The organism is Frankia sp. CoWAU3, from assembly GCF_977971855.1.
This window is the reverse complement of record NZ_CDWWXB010000020.1, coordinates 6,213-6,808: the sequence shown is the minus strand read 5'-3', so window position 1 is coordinate 6,808 and position 596 is coordinate 6,213. Positions and strand designations below refer to the sequence as shown.

The window sequence follows — 596 nt, the reverse complement described above, 5'->3', positions numbered from 1 at the left end:
CGGGGCGTGGGACAGGTCACAGCCACAGCGGGACTGGTCACAGCCGCGGTGGGCGAGCCGTCGCCGGCGGTTTCCAGGCGGAACCAGACGGTCTTGCCACCGCGGCCGTGCTCGGTCCCCCAGCTCGTCGCGAGCGCGTCGACGAGGGCGAGGCCGCGGCCGTCCTCGCGCAGCCCGTCGATGCCGAAGTCGGCGTCCTCGACCTTCTTTACCCGGGCCATGCCGATGCGGACCGGATGCCGGTCGGTGACCCCGACCCGCACGCCGTCACCGTCCGCGCGCACCTCCACGGTGGCCGAGGTGCCCGCGTGCACGACGACATTGGTGACCAGCTCGGTGACGAGCAGAAGCGCGGAGTCCAGCAGGTCGTCGTCCAGCTGCCCGTGCAACGCCTCGAGCAGGAAGCGCCGGGCGGCCCGGGGGGAGTCGGGCGTCGGCGGCAACGCGATGGCGCGCGCAGGCATCGTTCCACCCCCTGCTGCGCCATACATGTACTCAGTCTCTCCTGCGTTGTCCATCGTGAGGCGGATACTGGCGGCTGGTGTCACCTGTCCACCGACGCCGCCCCACGCCGGTGCCCGTGGGAGACCGCCCTT

General features: G+C 72.1%; 1 protein-coding gene. It reads right to left on the bottom strand.

The features are described 5' to 3' along the window. On the bottom strand, positions 1–491 hold a 491-nt coding region (locus AC08ON_RS03860), incomplete at its 3' end, for an ATP-binding protein (RefSeq protein ID WP_476616461.1). Positions 492–596 lie beyond the last annotated feature (105 nt).